The sequence below is a fragment of the Vibrio agarivorans genome, assembly GCF_030409635.1.
Taxonomy (GTDB): domain Bacteria; phylum Pseudomonadota; class Gammaproteobacteria; order Enterobacterales; family Vibrionaceae; genus Vibrio; species Vibrio agarivorans.
The window spans coordinates 2643307-2667046 of the sequence record NZ_JAUFQF010000004.1 but is presented as its reverse complement, the minus strand read 5'-3'; the positions used below and the strand labels follow the sequence as shown (position 1 = coordinate 2667046).

The 23740-nt window shown below is 44.1% G+C and carries 21 protein-coding genes and 1 pseudogene; 10 read left to right on the top strand and 12 right to left on the bottom strand.

The genetic code is table 11. The features are described from left to right. The first annotated feature begins 51 nt into the window (after window positions 1-51). The gene (locus QWZ05_RS20780; RefSeq protein WP_290300450.1) at window positions 52-1041 is read left to right on the top strand and encodes an ABC transporter substrate-binding protein; all 990 of its coding nucleotides are present in this window, start codon (window positions 52-54) and stop codon (window positions 1039-1041) included. 69 nt (window positions 1042-1110) lie between these two features. On the opposite strand, the gene aguA is transcribed toward QWZ05_RS20780, so the two are convergent. The 3 genes from aguA to aguB are packed head-to-tail and all read right to left on the bottom strand — an operon-like array spanning window position 1111 to window position 4478. After that, a complete protein-coding gene (gene aguA, locus QWZ05_RS20775; RefSeq protein WP_290300449.1) occupies window positions 1111-2199 on the bottom strand; it encodes an agmatine deiminase in 1089 nt (362 codons plus the stop codon). Next, a complete protein-coding gene (locus QWZ05_RS20770; RefSeq protein WP_290300447.1) occupies window positions 2196-3587 on the bottom strand; it encodes an APC family permease in 1392 nt (463 codons plus the stop codon). The genes aguA and QWZ05_RS20770 overlap by 4 nt, the downstream gene beginning before the upstream one ends. A gap of 6 nt (window positions 3588-3593) precedes the next feature. Next, window positions 3594-4478 carry an N-carbamoylputrescine amidase gene (gene aguB / locus QWZ05_RS20765; protein ID WP_290300446.1) on the bottom strand — a complete coding sequence of 295 codons (885 nt, stop codon included), beginning with the start codon at window positions 4476-4478 and terminating at the stop codon, window positions 3594-3596. A 101-nt stretch (window positions 4479-4579) separates the two neighbouring features. Here aguB and QWZ05_RS20760 point away from each other — a divergent pair, with 101 nt between their 5' ends. Beyond that, the gene (locus QWZ05_RS20760; protein ID WP_290300445.1) at window positions 4580-5470 is read left to right on the top strand and encodes a LysR family transcriptional regulator; all 891 of its coding nucleotides are present in this window, start codon (window positions 4580-4582) and stop codon (window positions 5468-5470) included. A 1-nt stretch (window position 5471) separates the two neighbouring features. On the opposite strand, the gene QWZ05_RS20755 is transcribed toward QWZ05_RS20760, so the two are convergent. After that, window positions 5472-6365, bottom strand: a complete 894-nt coding sequence (locus tag QWZ05_RS20755; protein WP_290300444.1) for a LysR family transcriptional regulator — start codon at window positions 6363-6365, stop codon at window positions 5472-5474. A gap of 247 nt (window positions 6366-6612) precedes the next feature. On the opposite strand from QWZ05_RS20755, the gene QWZ05_RS20750 reads away from it, so the two are divergent. The 3 genes from QWZ05_RS20750 to QWZ05_RS20740 all read left to right on the top strand — a co-directional run bounded on the left by QWZ05_RS20750 (window position 6613) and on the right by QWZ05_RS20740 (window position 11138). Beyond that, on the top strand, window positions 6613-7968 hold the full coding sequence (locus QWZ05_RS20750) for a putrescine aminotransferase (protein ID WP_290300443.1): 1356 nt from the start codon (window positions 6613-6615) through the stop codon (window positions 7966-7968). A gap of 133 nt (window positions 7969-8101) precedes the next feature. Beyond that, a complete protein-coding gene (locus tag QWZ05_RS20745; RefSeq protein ID WP_290300442.1) occupies window positions 8102-9619 on the top strand; it encodes a Na+/H+ antiporter NhaC family protein in 1518 nt (505 codons plus the stop codon). An 85-nt stretch (window positions 9620-9704) separates the two neighbouring features. Next, window positions 9705-11138 carry a gamma-aminobutyraldehyde dehydrogenase gene (locus QWZ05_RS20740; RefSeq protein WP_290300441.1) on the top strand — a complete coding sequence of 478 codons (1434 nt, stop codon included), beginning with the start codon at window positions 9705-9707 and terminating at the stop codon, window positions 11136-11138. A 65-nt stretch (window positions 11139-11203) separates the two neighbouring features. Here QWZ05_RS20740 and QWZ05_RS20735 read toward each other — a convergent pair whose 3' ends face one another. From QWZ05_RS20735 to QWZ05_RS20720, 4 genes are all read right to left on the bottom strand, one after another. Beyond that, entirely contained in the window at window positions 11204-11446 is a 243-nt protein-coding gene (locus QWZ05_RS20735; protein WP_290300440.1) for a hypothetical protein, read from the bottom strand. Window positions 11447-11569: 123 nt separating this feature from the next. After that, on the bottom strand, window positions 11570-11914 hold the full coding sequence (locus QWZ05_RS20730) for a hypothetical protein (protein ID WP_290300438.1): 345 nt from the start codon (window positions 11912-11914) through the stop codon (window positions 11570-11572). A gap of 71 nt (window positions 11915-11985) precedes the next feature. Further along, window positions 11986-13269: a 4-aminobutyrate--2-oxoglutarate transaminase gene (gene gabT / locus QWZ05_RS20725; protein WP_290300436.1), complete on the bottom strand. Its 1284-nt coding sequence runs from the start codon at window positions 13267-13269 to the stop codon at window positions 11986-11988. A gap of 12 nt (window positions 13270-13281) precedes the next feature. Then, window positions 13282-14748: an NAD-dependent succinate-semialdehyde dehydrogenase gene (locus QWZ05_RS20720; protein ID WP_290300434.1), complete on the bottom strand. Its 1467-nt coding sequence runs from the start codon at window positions 14746-14748 to the stop codon at window positions 13282-13284. 114 nt (window positions 14749-14862) lie between these two features. On the opposite strand from QWZ05_RS20720, the gene QWZ05_RS20715 reads away from it, so the two are divergent. Beyond that, window positions 14863-15786, top strand: coding sequence for a LysR family transcriptional regulator (locus QWZ05_RS20715; protein WP_290300431.1), 924 nt, complete (start codon window positions 14863-14865; stop codon window positions 15784-15786). Between the two features lie 87 nt (window positions 15787-15873). Further along, window positions 15874-16209: a YggL 50S ribosome-binding family protein gene (locus QWZ05_RS20710; protein ID WP_290300429.1), complete on the top strand. Its 336-nt coding sequence runs from the start codon at window positions 15874-15876 to the stop codon at window positions 16207-16209. Between the two features lie 57 nt (window positions 16210-16266). Here QWZ05_RS20710 and QWZ05_RS20705 read toward each other — a convergent pair. Beyond that, window positions 16267-17153: pseudogene (locus QWZ05_RS20705) on the bottom strand (homocysteine S-methyltransferase family protein). Between the two features lie 110 nt (window positions 17154-17263). Between QWZ05_RS20705 and QWZ05_RS20700 the strand changes: the two are divergent. After that, window positions 17264-17644: a DUF805 domain-containing protein gene (locus QWZ05_RS20700; protein WP_264875436.1), complete on the top strand. Its 381-nt coding sequence runs from the start codon at window positions 17264-17266 to the stop codon at window positions 17642-17644. 6 nt (window positions 17645-17650) lie between these two features. On the opposite strand, the gene QWZ05_RS20695 is transcribed toward QWZ05_RS20700, so the two are convergent. Then, complete coding sequence (locus QWZ05_RS20695) at window positions 17651-17962, bottom strand: VPA0510 family protein (protein ID WP_264875437.1); 312 nt, start codon at window positions 17960-17962, stop codon at window positions 17651-17653. A gap of 257 nt (window positions 17963-18219) precedes the next feature. Between QWZ05_RS20695 and QWZ05_RS20690 the strand changes: the two genes are divergently transcribed. Next, complete coding sequence (locus QWZ05_RS20690) at window positions 18220-18897, top strand: SDR family oxidoreductase (protein ID WP_264875438.1); 678 nt, start codon at window positions 18220-18222, stop codon at window positions 18895-18897. Window positions 18898-19018: 121 nt separating this feature from the next. Here QWZ05_RS20690 and QWZ05_RS20685 read toward each other — a convergent pair whose 3' ends face one another. Beyond that, the gene (locus QWZ05_RS20685) at window positions 19019-19294 is read right to left on the bottom strand and encodes a DUF3861 domain-containing protein (protein ID WP_264875439.1); all 276 of its coding nucleotides are present in this window, start codon (window positions 19292-19294) and stop codon (window positions 19019-19021) included. A 27-nt stretch (window positions 19295-19321) separates the two neighbouring features. Continuing rightward, a complete protein-coding gene (locus QWZ05_RS20680; protein ID WP_290300427.1) occupies window positions 19322-19813 on the bottom strand; it encodes a DUF2798 domain-containing protein in 492 nt (163 codons plus the stop codon). A gap of 820 nt (window positions 19814-20633) precedes the next feature. Between QWZ05_RS20680 and QWZ05_RS20675 the strand changes: the two genes are divergently transcribed. Continuing rightward, a complete protein-coding gene (locus QWZ05_RS20675; protein WP_290300425.1) occupies window positions 20634-23480 on the top strand; it encodes an Ig-like domain-containing protein in 2847 nt (948 codons plus the stop codon). Window positions 23481-23740: the final 260 nt, after the last annotated feature.

Genomic DNA, 23740 nt, shown 5'->3' with positions numbered 1-23740 from the left:
GGCTAATCACTCCCTATACTGGTATCAAATTATGATAAAGGAACTAGTTCAATGGATATGAAGCCTTCTGTTTTTATTCTCGCTGCCTTAGCAACGACTTCCGTTCACGCAAATGAATGTGGAGAGTTCACTATCGCTGACATGAACTGGAACTCCGCTAGCCTTATGGCACATGTGGACCAGTTTATTCTAAATAATGGCTACGGCTGTGACGCCGACTTAATTCCAGGCGATACCGTTCCTACTGGTACTTCAATGATTGAGAAGGGACAGCCTGATGTGGCACCTGAATTATGGACTAATGGTATTAAAGAGGCGCTGGACAAGGGGGTTGAAGATAAACGTCTACGCTATGCGGGAAATTCGCTCACTGATGGTGGTGAGGAGGGCTTTTGGGTGCCTGCCTACCTGGTTGAGCAATACCCAGAAATGGCGACCATCGAGGGTGTCATTAAGCACAAGGCACTATTTGAACATCCAGAAAGTGATGACCAATTTGCTTTCTACACTTGTCCAGCTGGATGGACATGTCAGATCACCGCAGGTCATCTTTTTGATGCACTTGGTCTAGAAGAGCATGACTTTGATATGGTCGACCCAGGTTCTGGCGCAGCTTTAGCCGGGATTCTGGCGAAAAACTATGAGCGTGAAAAACCTTGGTTTGGCTATTACTGGTCACCAACACCTGTACTGGGTAAATACGATATGGTTATGGTTGATTTTGGTTCGGGAGCAGATGTTGATGAATATCGCAACTGCACGACACAACCAGACTGTGAAACACCTAAAGTGACTATGTATCCACCATCACCTGTGCATACCGTGACGACGGAGCAGTTCGCTCAAGATGAGCCGTATGCGTTCGAGTATTTCAGCAATCGAGGCTATTCAAATCAACTAATGAGCAAAATGCTCGCTTGGATGGAAGAGGAACAAGCGGACTCAGAAGATGCGATGTTTTACTTCTTAGAGACGTATCCAGAGGTATGGAAAGGTTGGGTATCTGCTGAGGTTGCAGAGAAAGTGGAAAGCGCTATTTAACCCAAAATCCTAGTCTGAAGCTGATTTGAAAAAAGAACCCAGTGTTGAGCACTGGGTTCTTTTTTAGGATTAACGAGGGACTTGTTGAGTAATGCAGTGGATGTTTCCACCTCCCAATAGTATTTCTCGTGCACTAACACCGACGATATCGTAGTCAGGGAACGCTGTTTCCAATGCTTCTTTGGCCGCACCGTCATGGTTCTCATCAAGAAGTGGGAACACGATCTGCCCATTAGTAATAAGAAAGTTAGCGTAAGAAGCCGCCAATCTTTCACCGGCTTCACGTTCCATTCCATCACTTTGGTCGATTCCTTGTGCTTCCTCTTCGCCCATAAAAAGAGGGCCGGGCATTGGAAGCTTGTGAACTTTAATCTGACGGCCTTTTGCATCTCGCTCTGTGCTAAGCAAATCAAATGCTTCGCGGCTGATCTCATACTGAGGATCATTTTCATCTTCACACCAAGTAAGGGCGACTTCACCAGGCTTAACTACGTGCATGATATTGTCCACGTGGCCGTTGGTCTCATCATTGTAAAGACCTCGTGGCAGCCAAATAACCTTTTCAATGGCAAGATAGGACTTTAGCTGTTCCTCAATATCTTCTCTAGATAGGTCTGGGTTGCGGCTAGGGTGGAGTAGACACTCTTCGGTGGTATAGAGCGTGCCCTCACCATCAGTATGAATCGATCCTCCTTCCAGAACAAATGGGGCTTGATAGCCGGTATCTTGGGTGATATTGAGCATCTTAGGTGCGACAGCATCATCGAGATCCCACGGGAAATAGAGACCATCTACAAGCCCACCCCAAGCATTGAACTGCCAACTGATACCACGTCGATTTCCATTGTCATCGACGACGTAAGTCGCGCCAATATCTCGCATCCAGCAGTCGTTATAGGACATTTCAATTACCCGGATGTGGGCGGGTAGCTGAGAGCGAGCATTGTCGAATTGATCATGATTGACCAACATAACCACTGGCGTCTTTTGAGAAATCGCCACGGCAACGTCAACAAAGGCTTGTTGGGCTAACTTACCGCTGTATCGCCAATTGTCACTCCGCGTTGGCCATGCCATCCACACCTCATCGTGCGCTTCGTGCTCACCAGGCATGCGAAAGTTATCTTGCTTAGGCTGTGTTGATATCATCTTACTCATGCGATTTTCTCCACGACAGCGTTGTTAGCGACACGATTGGCACGACTAAGTAAAATTTCTCCAATAGCGATGGTGATTAATACACCAACCAATATGGGTAGCGAATATTGCCAGTCGACGGAAGCGAATACGATATCAGGGAAGATAAACAGCACCACAGCTTGAAGAATGATACTAAAGCACACAACCGTCATCAGCTTTTGTACCCATAATGCGCCAGGCACTTTGAAAGGACGCGGTGTTTTGGTATCGGTTAGTTTTAGCTTTAGATAAGCTGGGAACATAAACAGATATGGCATCAAGAACACGCAACTTGAGAAGGCAAACATAGACCAAAATAGCTCGTCGTTGGTGTTGGCAAAAAGTGCATAAATAATGATGACAGTTGTTGATACGGCACCGGTGATTGTGTTTGCACCCACTGGCGTATCGTATTTCTTTGAAGTCTTGGCAGCAATCGCTGGTAATTCACCTTCTTTGGCTGCCTCGGCTGCCGCGCGGCTAGAGCCCATTGTCCAGCTGACCATGTTTCCTACAAAGGTGAACAAGGTAACAATACCTAATGCGTAAACCATGAATTGACCAAGAGCCCCATCGCCAAGCAGCACTTTAAGTGTGTCAACAATACCCGTAACGAGACCAATTTCTTCGACTGGAAGTGCCATCAGGATGCCAACCGTACCTACTATGTATAAGAAGGCGGTGATCGAGATAGCAAGGAAGACAACTTTAGGCATTTGCTTAACGTCTTTCATCTGCTTAGTCATTGTCGCAACTAGTTCAAAGCCCATCAGGTTGAACACAAGAGCAGGTAAGAACTCGACACCAGAGTCAAACGAAGGCATGAGAGCAGCAAAACTAAACTCATTGGCTACGCCATTGTTTGCCGCGTAGACAAAGCCACCAATGCCTAGCACTGAAATAACGACGACTTTCAAAATGGCGCAGAAGTTGGTGATCATAACGCCGATATCAGTAGAGATGTTACAAACCCAAACCGTGCCCCAAGTGAGCGCGATACAGATAGCCACTTGTGCAATTAGAGAAAGGTCAGGCGCAAACAGTTCTGCGAACATGCCTGCAAATAAGATGTAGACCGCTGGCATCCATAGACCGACATTGATCCAGTAGAACCAAGTTGTTCGGATCGCCCAATTTGAGCCAAATGCTTTTTTAACCCAGTCGTAAATACCCCCTTCGCCAGGGTATGCTGAGCTTAGCTCGGATGTGATAAGGCCATACGGCAAGACAAACACAACTAGGACGAGTGCCCACCATCCAATGGAGCTGACACCAATAGAAGCCGATGCGGTCAATGTATCCACTACTAGAACAGCACATAGGCTGAATAGGGCAAGGGGCGTGATACCCATTTTCTTATCTTCCATAAGAAGTTACTCCTTTACTTGTCCATCCAATGTCATAAGAGGTTGGTAATGTTCTGGTCGACGATCTCTAAATAGACCCCAGGCACTGCGTTGAAAGCCGATGTCATCTAAATCAAATTCATGAACGATAACACCCGATGTGTCACGATCCGCCTTCGTAATGATTTGACCTGTGTAATCAGCAATGAACGACGAGCCGAAGAAGGTAATTTCAAGGTCACGATGCTGTGCTTGCTCCGTGCCAATACGGTTTGAGGCAATCACCGGTACTTGGTTTGCTGCCGCGTGACCTTGCATAACACATTGCCAATGTGGCTGAGAGTCCATTTCCGGCTGACTTGGCTCACTGCCGATCGCTGTTGGGAAGAAGAGTAGTTCTGCGCCTTGTAGTGCCATGCTGCGCGCTGTTTCTGGGAACCATTGATCCCAACAGATGCCAACACCGACTTTCGCGTAGCGCGTGTTCCATACTTTGAAGCCTGTGTCGCCAGGGCTAAAGTAGTACTTCTCAAGATAACCATCGCTGTCTGGAATATGGGTTTTTCGGTAAACACCGAGCATAGAGCCGTCAGCATCAATCATGGCAAGAGAGTTAAATCGAACATTTCCTGCTTTTTCAAACCAGCTAAAAGGCAGCACCACTTCAAGCTCTTTAGCCAGCTTAGACAGGCGTTGAAACGCTTCATTCTCCTCTAGCGTCGTCGCCAACGCGTGATAAGACTCGTGAATCTCAATGCAGAAGTAAGGGGTTTCAAACAGTTCTTGCAGCAGAATGATCTGCGCTCCCTTGGCTGCAGCGTCACGAACAAGCTTCTCTGCGTTGTCGATATTAGCTTTAACATCCCAAGTACACGCCATTTGGGTGGCAGCTACAGTTACTTTTCTCATCATAATCCCTATGTATTTCTTAGTGTTACTTATATTTTTAATCGTGATTAAGTTATTATGGAAGTGCATAATTTTTATTTCTATATGAAGGATTTCGATAACCTATGGATGTGGATATCAATCAGTTACGCTTGTTGGTAGTGCTAGAGCGTGAGAGAAACTTATCGAAAGCGGCGCAGAAGTTATTTATGAGTCAATCGGCGGCAAGCCATGTGCTGGCGAAGTTGCGCAGTCGTTTTGACAATCCATTGTTTATTAAGACGCGTTCCGGTATGGAGCCGACACCGCTGCTTGAAACCTTGTTACCCGATATTCAAAAGGGTTTGAGCTCAATTGATATGGCGTTTGATCGGATGAAGCCGTTTGACCCGCTGATGGATGCCAAAACGTTTTATATCGGTGCCATTGATTACTTCGAATTTTACGCCTTGCCTAAGCTTGGTAAAAAGTTTGAGGAGCATGCGCCTAATGTACGGATCGCCATTGATATTTTGTCGGAAAACATGCAAATGGAGCGAATTGAGCAAGGCCGTCTTGATTTGATTTTAGGCGTTGATGAGCTTCAAGTGATGCCACGGTACTACAACCGTTATCACTGGCTAACGGACCCTTACGTAGGTATTGCCGCAAAAGAGTCGAAAATAAAGTCGAAGCTCACCCTCAATGAGTTTGTACAAACGGCGCAAATTCATTTGCCCCTGATAAACACCGGGGCAGACCCGATTGATCGTTGGCTTCACCAACAACATCACTCTCGCCACATTTCGATGATTGTACAAAGTTATGCTGTTGGTGGCATGGTCACCGCACAGACCAATAATTTGATGTGCGTTCCTTTGCACGTTGCACAAGAGCTAGAGCAAATGTTGCCATTGCGAATTATCGAGCTACCTCAGGGCGCGCCGGAGCTATCGCTGAGTATGTTTACCCACCAACTCTACGATAGCCAAGACAGCATTCAATGGCTGATCAAGCAGATCTATGGTTGCACGTAACTCAGTATCCTAACTCAATGATTTGACGAATTAACCATTGAGTTGACTCTTGTTGGTCGTAGAGTTTGTGCGAAATGATACTCAACTCAAGTGCTGGGATTTCATTCGGAAGCTCGATGATCTTGAGTGGAATCATTTCACACAGAAGCATCGCGACCCGATAAGGGACAGGGAAGAGTAATCCGGTTTTGGCACTGATCATTCCGCCAATAGGGTAGCTTTGCGTCACCATGTGAATGTTCCGATATAGGTTTTGCTCGTAGAGCCAGCTATCAATCACGTCTGATGCATTGGACGTGAGCGGCAAGTGGATTTGTGATTCACTGGCGAATTCTATGGTAGAGAGTTTATCGGGTATCTTGCGCCAGTCAGCGACCACCGCCACATAGTGGTCATTTAGCCATTTACGGCTGTTAAAGTTCTTGGTTGGGTGTTGAGAGTTATCAACACCGATGTGTAAGTCTAAGCGCCCACTCTCGACTCGCTCCATCTTAATGTGCTCGGATGCAATATCGATAGACAATCTGATGTTTGGAGCGCTTTCGATAAACCGTTCTGCCAATCTTGGCATTCCAACAAACTCGAAGTAATCACAGGCACCAATGTAGAAAGTGTGTGCATCAGTTAAAGGGTCAAAAGAGGATTGCATATCTGCTGCGCGAGCAATATTTTCAACGCCTTGCCGAAGTATCGGCAACATGGTTTGTGCAAAAGGCGTAGGGTTCATTCCTTGGCTAGTTCGGACAAATAGGGGGTCATTAAATCGCTCTCTGAGCTTAGCAAGATTATGACTGGCTGCAGATTGGCTGACGTATAGCCGCTCAGCCGCCTTAGTGATATTTCGTTCATCATCTAACGCAACAAGAATACGCAACTGGTTTATGTCTAAGTTCATTGGGCTCCTTCCACTATGAATCTCACTCATAGAAACATGATAACAACCCATTTCAAATCATTCAGCTAACTGACTACATTAAAAATGAATCTACTGTGACACGCAGGTTAACTTTGCATTTATGCCATTTCAGATTCGATGGAATGTTTAAGGTGCAATTTTCTACTGGTAACGTGAAATCGATACCATTTTTCACGAAGCGATGCTTGCAGTACAAACGAATACAATAAAGGGCTAGGTGGTCGAAATGGATTATTCAAAACGCAATGTCGATGAAGCTTTCTTTGAAGCAATGAAAATGGTGGATCTTATCTCAAAGGATGAGTCTGAAATTAGCCTAGAAGAGCGTACTTGGGTCGCTGAAACAACCTATGAAAACTTCGAACAACATATTAATAAAGGTTTTTTAGAGTACCGCAAATCGGTAACCGAGACAGAAGGGATCGCTTTAACGGATTGGTCTGGCCAAGGTTCAATGCTTAAAGACATTTTGGGTCGTGAGTTCATTGATATGCTAGGTGGATATGGGCTTTACTCTCCCGGTATACGTCACTCTAAGATTGTAGCAGCAGCCAAAGCTCAGCTTGATCGCAGTCCACAATACAGCCAAGAGATGCTTGACCCTCTTCGCGCTCACTTAGCAAAAGTTATCGCTAAATTGACTCCTGGTGATATTCAGTATGGTTTCTTTGCCAACTCGGGCACTGAAGCAGTTGATGGCGCGATGAAGCTAGCCAAAATGTATACAGGCAAGAAAGGGTTTATCTCAACGTTAAAAGCGTTCCACGGTAAGTCGTTAGGTGCTTTGTCACTCCTTGGTAAAGCGGTTTATCGTGAACCCGTTGGCCAGTTGCTTGATGGCGTTCGTCATGTCCCTTATGGCGATGCAGATGCGGTAGAAGCGCAACTTAAAGCCGCACAAGAGGTAGGAGAGGGCATTGCAGCCGTAATTGCAGAGCCGATTCAAGGTGAGGCTGGTGCGATTGTTCCACCGGATGATTACTGGCCAAGATTGCGTGAAATCTGTGACAAATACGAGGTGCTGCTGATTGCGGATGAGGTTCAAACAGGCTTTGGCCGCACAGGTACTTTGTTTGGTGTTGATCACTGGAATGTCACGCCAGACATCATGTGTTTTGGTAAAGCGTTAGGTGGTGGCGTGATTGCGATGTCAGGCTTCTTTGCTAGTGCGAAGCTGTGGAAAGTACTTGAGCCAAACCCATTTATGCACACCACAACAACGGGCGGAAACCCAGTGGCATGTGCTGCGGCACTTGCTCAAATCTCTGTTCTTCTTGAGGAGAACTTAGCAGGACAAGCAGCAGAAAAAGGGGAGTACATCAAGAGTAAACTGGGTGTAATGACGGACAAATATCCAGGTGTGCTTACCGATGTCACTGGTAAGGGGCTGCTATTAGGGATGGTTTTTGCCGATGATGAGGTGGGCTTCCAAGTTGTCTCTAACCTTTTTAAGCGAGGCATCCTAATTGCGGGTACGCTCAACAACTCACAAGTAGTTCGTATTGAACCTGCGCTAAACATTTCTTACGACTTGATTGATAAGTTCCTTGTAGAACTCGAAGAAGTCATCAAATCACTATAAATCCGAAGAGGATAGTCGTTAAACGGCGGTCCTCTTCCTTGTTAAAACGAAAAAGCGATTAGAACAAAAAGATAGTGAAACCGAGAATGCAGTTAATCAAATGGAAATGAGTTTATATAGAGGGAGTTAGTTTATGGCTGACAATGAACTATCGATTAAACAGGTCGATATGAATGAATCGGTGAAGAAGATATACATAGGAAATAAGTTCTTTATCACTTTGTTGATCTGTTTAAGTGTTTACGCTGCATTTTATTTGCTGGCAGCAAATCATGTCGAAGGTACCGATTGGGGATGGCTTTCGATTTTACCGACAGTGTCGGTACTAGGCATTGCAATACTTTCACGTCGCCCCTTTGAATCAATGCTGGCAGGTGTGTTAGCCGGTCTTATTATGATCAATCCGCACAATATCATTACGCCATTTTCTGATAGTGTCTCGTCTGTGATGGGTGACGAGACCATTGTATGGATTATCTTGGTTTGTGGATTGATGGGTGGGTTTATTCGCATCTTAGAGATCAGTAGTTGCTTGGATGGTTTCACTGAATGGTTAAAAACGAAAATCCAATCACGACGCCAATCAACAATTGCAACGGTGTTACTTGGCGCGGTTGTATTTATCGACGACTACCTAAGCTGTCTAGCTGTCTCATCGTCTGTTAAAAAGCTGACGGACTATTACCAGGTTTCACGCGAGAAAATCGCTTACCTCATTGACTCTGCCGCTGCACCCATGTGCGTAATTGTACCGATTTCGACGTGGGCTGTTTTTTTCGCAGGCTTACTTGAAGATAACGAAATAGCAGAGTCAGCTCAGGGACTTAATCTGTATATTTCCTCTATTCCTTTTATGGCTTACGCATGGATTGCACTAGTGATTGCTTTCCTTGTCGGAGCCGGTTACATCAAAGACATCGGCCCAATGAAAAAGGCGGAAGAACGTGCACGAAGCGGCCATCCTATTCCACCCGATTTCGAAGGCAGTGAGTTAATTAATAAATCTAAAGCAAAACGTAAACTAAGCATGCCGACTCAATTATTTAACTTTTTCTTTCCGGTTATACTGCTCGTCGCATCAACAGTTTACTACGATATTGATTTACTTAAGGGTGTGATTATCACTTGTGTCGTCACGATAAGCTTGTACTACATCCAAGGACTGCTGTCTTTTGAAGACCAAGTGGATGCATTATTTCAAGGTTTCAATACGATGCTTTATCCGTTGTCTACGGTCATTGGTGGCTTCTTACTCAAAGAGATCAATGATCAGCTTGGAATGACTGAGTTTATTATTGAAACCGCAACGCCATACTTAAGTCAGATAACGTACCCCGCGATTGTATTTGTACTGCTTTCTCTGGTTGTATTTGGTACTGCATCAAGCTGGGGTGTGTTTGTAATTGCGATTCCTATTGTTATTCCAATAGCACTTCATCTAGATGTACATATGCCTTTGGTGATCGGAGCACTGTTATCAGCATCGGCATTTGGCAGTCATTCTTGTTTCTTTAGTGACTCTTCCATTCTCGCATCACAAGGCGCGGGTTGTTCCCCAATGGCTCATGCCTTCTCTCAGTTCCCGTATGCGCTGTTAGGCGCTATCTTAGCAGTGTTCGCCTTCCTTGGCCTTGGCTATATGTACGCGTAGTGCCTCTGGCTTCACTTAATCGGTGAAGCCAAGCGTTCGATTGTCGGAAATAGAAAATACGGATTCAGTTTATAAGGATGATTAAATGAAACACAAAATATGGATCAATGGTTTAGCTTGTGAAGCCATCAATGGCGAAACAATGGATATCGAAAACCCGGCAACGGGTGAGGTGATTGATTGCGTACCTTTAGGTGGTGCTGAAGATGCGGATCTAGCGGTAGCGGCGGCAAAAGAAGCTTTTGATGATGGCCGTTGGTCAAAGAAAACGCCTGGTGAGCGATCTGCCATCCTTTATAAAATGGCCGACCTTATCGAGCAAAATATTGAGGAGTTTGCTCGAGTTGAATCTGAAGATACAGGCAAGCCCTACGAGTTTGTGAGTTTGGGTGGTGATATTCCTTTTGTCATTGATAATTTGAGATTTTTTGCAGGCGCGGCAAGAGATATTACTGGTGCAGCCAGTGGTGAATACGCTGAGGGTTACACTTCAATGTTGCGCCGTGAGCCATGTGGTGTAACTGCTGGCATCACACCATGGAACTATCCACTATTAATGGCGATATGGAAGATTGGCCCAGCATTGGCTGCTGGTTGTACTAGTGTGATTAAGCCTGCGCCAACAACACCCCGTACGACATTGATGCTTGGTGAAATTGCTCAACAGGCAGGTTTGCCTGATGGTGTTTTGAATATTGTTTGTGGTGGGGCAGCACCGGGAGAAGCATTGTCTACTCACCCAGATGTCGCGATGGTAAGCCTTACGGGATCAAGTCTCACAGGAAAGGCGATTATGAAATCAGCGGCTGAGACTTTAAAGCGCGTTCATTTGGAGCTAGGAGGTAAAGCTCCACTGATTGTGTGCGAGGATGCGGATATAGATATGGTCGCGGAGAAGGCAACCATTGGTGGCTTTTTAAACTCTGGTCAAGACTGTACAGCGGCTACTCGCATCTTGGTTCACGAGTCAATTTATGATCAAACGGTTTCAGCTCTAATTGATGCGACGAACAAGTTCAAGTTAGGTGACCCATTTGACAGTGATACGATGATTGGCTCTATGGTGTCACAAGTTCATCGTGACTCTGTTGCAAGGTTCGTAGAGCGCGCAAAAGCTGAAGGTGCGACAGTGGTTGCTGGTGGTGAAGTGGTTGCTAGAGCGGGGTATTTCTACCCGCCGACGTTGCTTGTAGATGTAAAACAAGATTCGGAAATCGTTCAAGAGGAGGTGTTTGGGCCAGTGATGACGGTTCAGCCCTTCAAAACGGACGATGAAGCTTTGATGATGGCGAATGACGTCAAATACGGCTTAGCTTCTTCAGTGTTTACTCAAGATATTCGACGTGCGATGAGCTTTTCTCGTGATTTAGTGTTTGGAACAGTGTGGATTAACGATCATTTACCCCTAGGTTCTGAAACGCCACATGGCGGCTTCAAGCAATCGGGTTTTGGTAAGGACTTATCTGCCGAAGCGATTAGTGATTATATGGTTACAAAACATGTCATGGTTGCTATCTAGTTAGCAAAACCTATCAGTGAAAGCCACTTTAAGCTCGCTTAAAGTGGTCTTTTCTTTTTTTAAGCTCATTGAACATCGATAATAACCCTCTGATTAGGTATCTCCTCGTTATCAATACTCTCTATTGGCACCACCGGCACGACATGAATATCGACCACTCGAGCATCTCTCCAAAGTGTATCGGCGATAACTTGCGTTTGGTTAAAAGCATGGATCTTTGATTTTGCTGCAAACGGGTTATCGTTAAGCACGACACGTTTGCCACTAGGAAACTCGATAGTCGGATAAAATGATTGTTTCAGTTCCATCAAATGTTTGGTCTTGGTGTTCGTTTGAGAAGATTGCGTATTCCTAGGCCGTTATTATCATTACGTTTCAAATAACGCCTCTTTCCATGACAGCCGTCTATAGTTGGTCAGCTACTTTGACACTCAAAAAATACGATTGTGTGAAAGGCAGAACTGACATTGGTTTTCGATAGCTTTGTTGCGTAGTGTATGTTCAGTAGGGATAAGTGCCTTGTCATTGCAGTTTGGGCACTGGTAGGTGAAGTATTTTACCTGTTTAGCTAGGATAATATCATCACTGTGAATAAAGGCATTTCTGTGATGAGTGAATTTGTATACCGCGAACAATACTATCCAGTAGCCAACGACTGCCAAAGCCGCTTGAGACACCAGTATATCTTCTTGCATGACTAACGCGATGATGACGGTAACATTACTGAGGATAGCGAAGATGTTAAAAGGGTGCAGGTAGTAGCGATTAAAAAGCATAGTCATTCCTAACAGGTGAGAGTGTATACGCTAAGAACGACTATACGTCGTGATAAGTTAAATCGCGTTGATTAGGATTTGAGTAACGTTGTTAGCAGTTCATCGAACTTCGATAACCCCTCTGTAATGATCTCGTTTGATGCCGTGAGAGGAGGTAAAAATCGGATCACGTTACCGTAAAAGCCACAGGCTAATAGTATCAAGCCATATTGAGGTGCATGCTTAATCAATGCTTGAGTAAGTTCAATGTTCGGCTGCTCTGAGTTACCCTGAGAGACTAACTCTATGGCGATCATTGCCCCCTGATGTCTCACTTCCAGTATGGTGTCTGGAAAGCGTTTTTTAAGGAGCTCCAACTTAGTCGAAAATAGTTCACCGATCTCATTTGAACGTTCGAGTAAGTTCTCATCTTTTATAATATCTAATACTTCAAGTGCAGCCGCACAAGCGATGGGTGAACCACCATAAGTGCCTCCCAGCCCACCGGGCAGCGGTGCATCCATTATCTCTTTTTTACCAACGACAGCAGAGATTGGGTAGCCTCCTGCGATTCCCTTCGCCATTGTGATCAAGTCAGGCTCTACATCTGCATGTTCAATACTGAACATTTTTCCTGTTCGTCCAAAGCCTGTTTGAATTTCGTCAGCGATAAGAACAATACCTTCTCGATCGCAAAGCTCACGAAGAGCAACAAAAAACTCTTTAGGTGCTGCGTAAAAACCCCCTTCACCTTGCACGGGCTCAATGATGATCGCGGCCACATCACTGGCAGCGATATCAACTTTGAACAAGTTCTTCAATGCAGTCACACTATACTCTACCGAAATACCGTGAGCACTGATAGGGTAGGGAACATGATAAATATCACTCGGGAAAGGCCCAAATAGTTGCTTGTAAGGGGCGACTTTACCTGTCAGCGCCATTGCCATATTCGTGCGGCCATGAAAGCCACCATTGAATGCAACTACACCACGGCGTTTTGTATAGGCACGTGCGATTTTGACACTGTTTTCCACCGCTTCAGCGCCAGTGGTGACAAATATGGCTTTCTTATCAGAGCTACCTGGTGCGATATGAGTTAATTGCTCTGCGAGTTCTACTGCATTTTCGTATGGGTTAACCATGACACAGGTATGGCTAAATTTTTCGACCTGTTGTTTAACCGCTTCAACGATTTTAGGGTGACTGTGTCCGGTATTACACACCGCGATGCCTGTAGCAAAATCAATGTAACGGTTGCCCTCTACATCCCACACCTCTACGTTTTTTGCTCGTTCAACAAATACCGGGTAGGCATTCCCTTGCCCACGAGCAAATACGTTATCTTTTCTTGCTTGTAAGTTTAAATTTTCCATGTCTGTTTGACCTTATAACCCGCCCATACACAAATATTTGATTTCCATATATTCATCAAGCCCATATTTCGACCCTTCACGCCCAAACCCGGACTGTTTTACTCCACCAAATGGAGCCGATACATTTGAAATAGCACTATCGTTGATACCTACCATGCCGTACTCCAATGATTCACCCACTCGCCAAATACGACCAATGTCGCGGCTGTAGAAATAGGCCGCTAATCCATATTCCGTGTCATTGGCTATTTCAATCGCATCCTCTTCACTATCGAAAGTGATGATGGGTGATACAGGACCAAAGATTTCGTTGCGTGCGACTGGCATATCTTTAGTCACATTGGTCAATACTGTTGGAAGATAGAAGTTATTGCTGTCGGGAGTTCGTTCTCCACCCAACACAACTTTTGCACCAACCGAGACTGAGTTATTCACTAGTGTCTCAACATCGCTCACCGCATCTACGTTAATGAGAGGGCCAATATCCGTGTCTGGTGAGATCCCTTCGCCAACTTTGAGCTTAGATACTGCTTCAACAAATTTACTGGTGAAGGTTTCTGCAATTCCGCTTTGCACCAAAATACGATTGGTGCAGATACAGGTTTGGCCCGCATTTCGATATTTTGAGGCTACAGCACCGGCAACCGCAGCATCAATCTCTGCATCATCAAATACAATGAATGGGGCATTGCCACCAAGTTCCATTGAGACTTTTTTGACGGTGCTACTGCACTGATTAATCAGTGCTTTGCCGACGACTGTTGAGCCTGTGAAGGTAAATTTGGCAATATCAGGATGTTGCGTGAGCACTTTTCCCATCCCTCTAGAATCACTACCGACAACGACGTTGAATACGCCTGCAGGGATGCCGGCTCTTTCGGCAAGTTCTGCAACTGCAAGTGCAGAAAGCGGTGTCTGCGTGGCAGGGCGAACAACAAAAGTACAGCCGGCCGCGAGTGCTGCACCAGCTTTTCGGGTGATCATCGCGTTAGGGAAGTTCCAAGGTGTAATTGCTCCAACCACGCCTACAGGCTGCTTGATAACAACGATTCGTTTATCTGTAGAAGGAGAAGGGATAGTATCGCCATAGGCTCGTTTAGCTTCTTCCGCGAACCATTCAATGAATGCAGCACCGTAGAGTATTTCTCCTTTGGCTTCAGCAAGCGGTTTACCTTGCTCAAGAGTGAGAATTTTTGCTAGGTCGTTTTGATGCTCTAGCATCAGCTGGTGCCATTTTTTTAGCACCGCAGAACGCTGTATCGCGGTCTGAGACGACCAATGCTTTAGTGCTTTTTTTGCTGAACGAACAGCAAGCTCTGTTTCTATTACACCCGCGTTCGCAATATTGGCAATGACTTTACCATTAGCCGGGTTAGTTACTGCCAATTGAGCTTCACTAGAATGCCAGCTGCCGTTGATATAGGAAAACGGTTTAAGTAATTGATTATCTGATAACTCTAGGTTCATGATCTCAGTCATAAAATTTCTCCTTTTCTTAGCACCTCTATTGAAGATTAAAATTCAACTTGGTTAAATATCAAACTATCAACCTAATGTTTGATACAGATAAAACTAAAGGATCTAGGAGTAGCCATGGCCAGGGAGTCGATAATTCCCAAACCAGTAACGGAATATGATTTGCGATTATTGAGAATTTTCCTTGTTGTGGTTGAACACGGTGGGTTTTCGGCTGCGGAGAATGCACTTGGGATAACGCGATCGACCATAAGCGTGCACATGACAAACCTTGAGTCGAGAATGCAGTTAACGCTGTGTCGAAGAGGGCGTAGTGGGTTTTCACTTACCGAAGAAGGCCAGATGGTTTATCACGGGGTTAATAAGCTGTTTGAATCGTTGGAAGATTTCTCCTTGTTAGTTGGGAACTTGGGTAAAGACCTTAGTGGTGAGTTGGTGATTATGTCGTCCGATCAATTGGATGAGAAGAAGCAGCGCAAATTAGCGTCGGTCATCGAACAACTTCATGACAAAGCACCCAATTTACATATCGTACTTGATGGCGATACCTTATCTAATATTGAAAAACAGATCCTAAAAGACAAAGTGCACGTTGGTATTCTTCCTCAGTACCAAAGTGTTGAAGGTCTAGAATATATACCGTTATCGAGTGAACCCAATTACCTGTGCTGTGGTGAACAACACCCATTTTTTGGGCTGTTAGATAGTGAAATTGATGCAAACTTGTTTGCGCAGGCATACACTATCCACCCTGGTATTGATTTAAAACTGGACGGGATGACTCAGCTAAGAAAGCTAAATCTAAACGCCAAGTCTTATCAATTTGATATGCGAAAAACGATGATCTTATCAGGAAAATATTTGGGGTATATGCCACAAAGCTATATTCAGCAGGAGCTCAACCAAGGGCGAATTAGAATTATCCAACCCAGCTTGATGACCTATCAGTTTGACTTGAGTTTGGTAAGAAAGCGTTCACCCCGTGAGCCCAATAAGGTTGATCTAGTCATGAATGTGATAGGTAATGTTTTTGATCTTTGATAGTTAGTTTGACATTACACTCTGTCGAGTTTTAGATTATGAACTAAACTGCAGTGTTGTATGTGGTTGGTATTTTGGGGAAAAGTGATGGCAAAAAATAGAACACGACGTTTACGAAAGAAACTCTACGTTGACGAGTTTGCAGTGCTTGGTTTTGGCTTTTCTTGTCAAGTGGATATTGATTCTGACACTGGCTATGAAGCGATACTCAATGAGTTCTTTGACTTCCTTGAATCAAGAAACTTAATTATGGGTGGTGGTGCCAACCAGCATAGCTTTGATGGTTTTGTGATTGGAGAGGGGCGCTATGACTCGACGACCGACGAAGATAGAAAGGCCGTCGAGGAGTGGTTAAGTGCTCGCAGTGAATGCTCCGATGTAAAGGTAAGTGAGTTACTTGATTCCAATGGTGGTGATGACTAAAAAACAGAGGCACAACGTTTGGTTGTGCCTCTGTTTTTGCGCCCATTATTCTAAAATTTAGGCTTTCAAGCTCTGTTTCCATTCACACAGAGCCTGAATATGCTTAGGGCCAATGCCGCAGCAACCGCCAATAATGGTTGCACCGAGTTCATGCCAGCATTTTGCGAATTTCACATAGTCTTGTGGTGATAACTCACGAGTGCACTGCAGTGTGTCATTGGCCTCGTGTTCGTTATCAATGGGTGCAAAGTTATTGGCATAAATACCCAGCTCGAAGTCATCACCTTTGGTTTTGAGTAGAGGTTGAACGGCAATGAGTGCAGCTTCCATTACCTCAGGTATTGAGCAATTAAACATGACGCCTTTTGCATTTGAATCAAGGAGTAAATTCGCCAAGACGTCTACGGTTTCACCTGAACGAAGTGAGGCTGGACCTTGAACGTCGTCCGCTAAACTAAATGCGTAATAACAAGGTCTAGCTGACTTAGAAAGCCTTTCTTGAGTGACTTGAAACTCGTGAACACTGCACAGCGTTTCAGCAATCCAAATGTCTACATAGGGCTCTTGCGCTTGTATGAGGGCATCAAGAACTGGCACTGCTTTTTGCTCAACAAACAGATCAGAGCGATAGCTGCCTAAGGGAGGAGGAATTGAGCCCGCAACGATAACCCCATTCTTATATTCTTCTGCACATTGCCTGGCTATCTTTGCAGCTTTTGCTGCCAATGCTGCCCCTTTCGTGTCATAGAGATCTTTCCCTAAGTGAAATGGCACACAGGCGTAACTGTTCGTGGTAATTATCTCTGCACCGGAATCGATAAAGTGTTGATGAGCCTCGTGAACAAATTGGGGGGCATCCATGAGCGCTTGCGCACTCCAAAAAGGTTGAGAAAATCTTGTAGCTCGCGTCCCATACCACCATCAAGGATTGTCAGTTGTTTCATTGATTTACTGCCTGTACCACTACTTACTCTCACAATAGCAGATTGTGTTTTGTAGAAACAAGCATCGAAAGACTTGGTCTATATTTAAGAGAACACAGAGGAGGAGTGTCATGAGCTACAAACAGTTATTGTTTTCCTTTCAGGGGCGGATTAATCGTAGAACATTCCTATTCTGTACTGCCATGCTATCGTTGTGGAGCTTCTTTGTACGCCAACTTATTGACCCAACAGCATTGGATGATGTCGATTCTTCGGGGGCGGTTATCTTTACGTTAATCAACTTTATTGTCGTTTTGTGGATCTATTTGGCCATTCAAGCTAAGCGACTTCATGATAGTCATCGCTCCTCACGATGGCTGTTTTTACATATCATTCCTCTGATAGGGCAGGTCGTTATATTTGTGGTGTGCGTTTTGATAGAGGGTTCTGCTGGAGAAAATAGTTACGGCCCTAAGCCCCCGTCTAAGTTGAACTTGGGGGCTGGGAGTTAATCAACGCTATTTGATAATCACATTCACGTAGTCATTGCCACGACGTTGGTAGTAATGGCCGCCTACTTTTGCATACGTGAAGTTGCCGATTTTAATGTAAGTAGTGTGTTTAGGCATACGTTTGTAGTGGTAGTGACGGTGCTTAGGGCGCTTCTTTGGTGAAGGGTGATACTTTTTAACTACAACCACTTCTTTATGACCGTGCTTGTGCTTATGTTTGCCTTTATGCTTCCCGTGCCCATGAGGATGAGCGAGTGATGAAAAGCTTACCAAGCTTATTATTACGGCAATTAAAGGAATCAATTTTAGCTTTTTCATAGTGATGCTCTGTCGATGTTTCTTTGAAGCTAATTATTCACGAGCTCAATATGTATTTGTCAGACATGAGTGAGTCAAGGTGAAGCCTTTGAAAGAAGGAGGCTTCTAAAGTCAGAGGTTAACCATTGCTTACACTTATTTATGTTTCGTTATTCTTTGAGGGGCGCAATGCTTCGTAGTGGGACATTGAGCGCGAATAATGCGATGTGAATATGCGAGACTTCTATGTATATAACAAACAAATACTTAGGTAAATCATGAAGTCAGTCATCGTTACAGGTGCAACGAGTGGTATTGGTTACGAGTTAACAAAGTCATTGTGCGAAAAAGGGCATAAAGTCGTCGCTTCTGGTAGAGATTTGGAGCGCTTAACGGCTCTTCAATCGCTGACTGGGTGCGAGATTGTTCAGGCGGACCTTGCCGATGCGGAACAAGTAGTCGATCTGTTCCAAGTTGCTGTTGAAAAGTTAGGGACGTTGGACGTGCTTATCAACAACGCGGGTATGAACACTCGAAAATGTGACATTGATGAGTTAACCATTGAAGAGTTCGACCAACAGTATGCTGTTAACTTGCGAGCGCCGGCTATATTGAGCCGTGAAGCATTAAAAGTCATGAAGCCACAACAAAGTGGACAAATCATCAACGTGGTTTCTACTGTCGCGAAGCGCGCAAATGAAACCATGAGTGTTTACACAGCAATGAAACAAGGCCTAGCTGGCTTTAGCGCTATCTTAATGAAAGAAGCCCAACCACACGGTATTAAAGTCACTTCTTTATTCCCTGGTGGCACGGATACCAACTTTAGAGAAGCTGACCGACCTCAATATATGCATCCTAAAAGTGTAGCCGAAACAATTGCACTGCTATTAGAACTGCCTGATGATGTCGTAATGCATGAGATGACCTTCCGACCTCCAGTTGAACTCGAGTAACCAAAGAAAAGACCTAGCACGCAGTATCTGATGCTACTAGGTCTTGCTTTATTGCATTTAAGCTCCTCAACATTTAAAAGTCCAAAACAGGAGAACTTAGAAAGGCGTTGGCTCGTTGTCCCTATTTGGACTTGACCATCTTTTTCAAGTTGGTCATAAAGTCTTTAAAGTGTGGGAAGAAATTCGCAAACAGCGGATGTTTTCTGTCTTTCATCATTACTGGACCCATCAAGCGTAATGCGACGGCAAGTCGTGTTGCTTCATTTTCCGCTAAGCCACTTTTGGCCTTTAAGGCTTCAACAATCGCAAGTAAGTCTTCACGATCTTGCATCTCAAAGGTAAGTGTTTTTGGTGTGTCGATGTTTTGTTCTTCAATGGTAATTGTGTAGGTTTTCATTGTTGTACTCCGAATTAAATTAGTCGATTAGCTGCGTAAGAAACGCTCAATTTTTGGCTTAATTGTCATGGATATTGTCATCATTAAGACCAGCCCAATCGGTAAAGCTGTCAGGAGGCTTTGTCCCCATTGAGTGGTGAAGTCTGTGTTTCCAACCCATCCCATGTTGTTCACAGTGGTAGTAAAAGCCATGATGGATTCCATGATCACAGCCATTGTTATGCCTACCAGTAGGTTACGTTTATTTTCACTTACGCGTGTTAAATAGCGATTAGCAAGGGTAGTAATTGCGGTCATCAGGGTAAATCCGATCGGCATCATTACAAGTGCCGTTGTGATAAAGGCAGATATCCACTCTCTGAAAAACGAGCTCGAATACCCCAGATTCATATACGTCATAACACCTGTCAGTGTTCCTCCAATAATAGTCATCATCCCTGCGATCAGTGCGACTTTATAAAGGACTGGTGTCTTATTCGGCGCCTCACTTGACGGTGATGGCATAGTTACTTCATTCATAGTCAAAGTTCGCCTCTTATTTAGTTGATATTGTCTACTATAGTTATTGTGGTTGTTATTGTCAACTAAATCCATGTTGGTTTGATCTTGTTGAAGAAACCACAAAGGTAAAAAGGCGATGTTTGTAGGGCTTTTCTGGTGTAAGACTGACCTTGGCGACTTAACAGGATAGCTGAGCAGAAGGCTATTTATGCCGGAGAATAAAACGCTGGATTACACTTCAAATTATCACTCAAAAATATACGGGAACTTATTATTGGGTTAGAGCTAAATAGCATATGCGTTCATGATTTGAAATATCTAGATTTGTATGAGTGTAAATTATTGATAGTGTTTATCTTGAATGGAAATCTTGCAAGCTACAATCTATTGCTTAAATGTTTTAGTGTCGTATCTTATTGCTAATTAATTTCCTTTCTTGCTTTATTGGTGGAGATTTAAATTATTTTATTCACCACGATAAACGCTCTTCTTTTTTACCATTGGTTTGTTAAGTTGCTGTTTTTACGCATTGTTATATAAGTAACAGAGAGAAATTGTGGCACAGATCACGCTAACGCGCGTCGAGGATGAACCAGCATCACATTTTGATTCTTTAAATCATCCAATTTATTGTGGTTAAATATTTTTATCGTTGAGTGCATATTAATACACTATGTGTTTGCAAATGCTATATGTGCGTAAATGACGGCTGTCTAAATTAATAAATAATTAATAAATTCTTTTTCGGTTAGATTTGGTGAGTTATTTGGTTACTAACCTATCTTCAGGTTGTTCTGAACTCATCAAACTCAATTTATACATACATTTGGAGTAAAATATGCGCAAGCTAAGTAAGTTGAGCAAAGCATTGTTAATTGCTGGCTTTAGTATGTCTCCACTGGCGATTGCCGTAGCGGATTCGGTAGAGATCGGTGTAGAGGCAAGTGAAAGCCAGTGGTGGAGTACTTACAAAGTTGAGTTCACAAACTCAGATTCAGGTTCGATTGAACTGAGGGATGCCTTTGTTGAATTTGTTCTGCCATCAAAGACAAACAGCGTGCAGTGGAGTGGTGTTGGCCTGAGTTATGCCAATACGATATTAACACATGAAACCACCTCTGAGGGTGTATTGCACCGTGTTGAGTTTGGTTTTGATGAAGGCAACTGGGTAAACAGCGAGCTTCTGTCTGGTAACAGCTTCGCACTTACTTTTGGTTATGATGGTCAAGTAGACAATCTAGAGGCTTTTGAGCAGAGCATTAAATTTAACGGTGAAGGCGGTGAAACACCAGCTCCGACACCAGGTATCGAACTGTCCATCATTGCCCCAAGCAATGGGCAAACTTTGACAGCCAATGAAGCGACTATGATTGAAACATCAATCAAGGGAGAGGCTGCGACGAAAGTAGAGTTCTGGGTCAGTAACAGCAAACTGGGCACTCATCAAGTTCACGAAGAAGAGACTCATTACTCACAATCTTGGACTCCAAATGAGCTCGGTGATACAACGATTACGGTAATTGTGTTCGATGAAGACAATAAGCAATTAGAGCAGCAGTCAGTCTCTGTTCTAGTTGAACCTGAACAAGATTTTGAAGCACCAGAAGTTCGGTTTATCACACCAGGAGAGGGTGATGTCTTTAAGAAGACCGAAACGATTTCTATCTCGGTAGATGCATCGGATGTGGATGGTGATTTAGCAACAGTTGTCGTTAAAGCCAACAATGTTATGGTTTGTGAATTCGATGATGAGGATGTTGCTCCGTTTAACTGTGATTGGCAGTCAACACAAGCAGGTAGTGTGACATTAGATGCTGTGGCAACAGATGAGCAAAATCTGTCTGCTACAGCGAGTGTGCAAATCACCGTAACCGAAACCAGTAATAGTTGTGGTGATGTAGCTCAATATCAAGATGGCATTAACTACCAGTTAGGTGATCGAGTTTCAAACATAGGTGAGGTTTTCTCATGTACACAACCAGGTTGGTGTGGTGATCCAGTATGGACGCCAGGCACTGGCCATCCAAATTACCCAGAAGCATGGAAAGATGCATGGCAGACTGAGGGGGTTTGTGATCCAAATGAGTTACCAGAAGTCGATTTGATCAGCCCAGCTAATGGTGATCGTCTCTCTCCAAATCAAGCGTTTGAAGTGATTGTTGAAGCTTCAGATGCAGACGGTGAAATTGTTAAAGTAGAAGCCCTCCTAAATGGTGATGTTGTTAAAACAGTCACTGAGCCAACAGAGGGTAATACCTACAAACTAGAGATCCCTGCTCAAGTCGAAGGCGCATACGAGCTTGTGACAGTTGCTTATGATGATAAAAATGCATCATCGGCGACTAAGCCGATCACGCTTGCGGTGACTGACAAGGATTTAGCTATTGGTCTAACTTCACCCGTTGATGGTTCTTCTTTCACCCAAGGCCGGAGTATCAAGCTTACTGCAGAAGCACATAGCTTTGTCGGTGAGATGAAGTCTGTAACCTTTATGGTGAATGATGAAGCGTTAGCGACTGTTGATGAAGCGCCGTTTGAATATGATTGGATTGGTGCACAAATTGGCACACATGAAATCATTGCTGCAGGAACGAATACAGAGGGCGATACTCAACAAACGCCCGTATCGACAATTAAGGTTACAGAGCCAAAAGAAGACCTAGACTTACGAAACAATCCAGATCGTAATGTAACTTACTTAACTTCTTGGGGTATCACAGATATTGAAGATCTGCATAACTCTCAGGGAGACGCGTACTTCTTATCATTTGGTGGTTGGGATGCTAACGGTAATGCATTCGTCACGGATAGCATGATTGAACCACACTACGAGCCTAGTTGGATGGCTCCAGGTTATCAATCATGGACAACACTTAAGCACAAACATCCAAATAAAACGATAATGATCGCTTTTGGTGGTGCAACTCATGAGAGTATTTGGTCCCACATGGGTACTGATGCTCAACGTGAGGCCATTGCAGATAGCCTAATTGATATGATGAACACACCATATCCAGTGTATTTGAAAAACCTCAAACCAGAAGAGATGGTTGGTGAATGCTTGGAGACAGATTACCAAGGCAACTGTGATTATACTAAATATCAACTCGCAGGCTATGTGAGCATTGACGGTGTAGACTTTGACTATGAAACAACACCTCGTTTAACAGAACAAGATAATCGTAATCTTGAAGCATTGATTGAAAAAATTCGTGCCAAAATTGGTATGAGTAAGATTATCTCGCTAACGACTTATCACGTAGGCGCAGATCCTGTTGAGTGTGAAAATCCAGCGGTCTTTGAGAATTGCTCATTCATCGAGGATGATCGCTCAGCCCACCACGGTGAAGTCATTTCACTTCTACAAAACACCAAAGATACCGTCGACTTCTTCAACGTGATGGCATACGACGCGGGTGAAAACTTCCTCTATGACGTTGCGATGGCGAATTACGCAGAGCATGTTGGTGACCCAACTAAGGTCGTTTTGGGGGCAACTATCAATAGCCAATGGAAGCCTGGCGGCAGCTTCGTTGAAACACGTGAGAACAACATTGAGCGTGCTCGTTGGCAGAAAGAACAAGGTTACGGAGGTTTCTTTATCTGGACTCTTGGTTCGAATAACCAAGGCCTGAGTATGCAAGAGCAAGTAGAGTATTTTAATGAGATGATCTCTTATAACTAATTAAAATTATTCAAAATAAAGAACCTAAAAATAGTTTAAACCATCATCATTAGCCTCGGCTTTCTATGTTGATAATATTGAGTGATGGTTTTTCTAGTTTTAAACAGTCAGCGATTAGGCTTCCAAGCAAGTACCCCATGAATCAGTGTTAGCTACGGTGAAGTGAATATGAGCAAGTCTGGTATAGACAAATGGTTAAGGCAGCTGACGCCAGAACAAAAAGAGACCCAAGAACTTAAAGCGGATGAATATAAAAATGA